This is a genomic window from Burkholderia reimsis (genome assembly GCF_003294055.1).
In the GTDB taxonomy this organism is placed as follows: Bacteria; Pseudomonadota; Gammaproteobacteria; order Burkholderiales; family Burkholderiaceae; genus Burkholderia; species Burkholderia cepacia.
Genome location: NZ_QMFZ01000174.1, coordinates 1 through 379, shown reverse-complemented (window position 1 = coordinate 379; position 379 = coordinate 1). Strand labels below are relative to the sequence as shown.

Sequence of the window (379 nt, the reverse complement as noted above, 5' to 3'; positions counted from 1 at the left end):
ACAGATGATAGAGGTACAGATAGCTTAGACAAAGACTCTTTAAAACAATTGAAAGATACAGGTGACTATCAAGTTAAGCGTAGTCAACCTATGAATACGAAAATGTTAGTTGTCAATTCTGGTAAAAAAGATAACGCAGTCAGTGACAAAACAGTCAGACAAGCGATTGGTCATATGGTAAACAGAGATAAAATTGCCAAAGAAATTTTAGATGGTCAAGAAAAACCAGCAACTCAATTATTTGCGAAAAATGTAACAGATATTAATTTCGATATGCCAACACGTAAGTATGACCTTAAAAAAGCAGAATCATTATTAGATGAAGCTGGTTGGAAGAAAGGTAAAGACAGCGATGTTCGTCAAAAAGATGGTAAAAACC

Annotated in this window: 1 protein-coding gene; it reads left to right on the top strand. The window is 34.0% G+C overall.

Going from position 1 to position 379, the window contains the following annotated elements; all coding sequences use genetic code 11:
• Positions 1 to 379: ABC transporter substrate-binding protein (locus tag DPV79_RS41805; RefSeq protein WP_244321922.1), on the top strand; the 379-nt coding region annotated here is incomplete at both ends.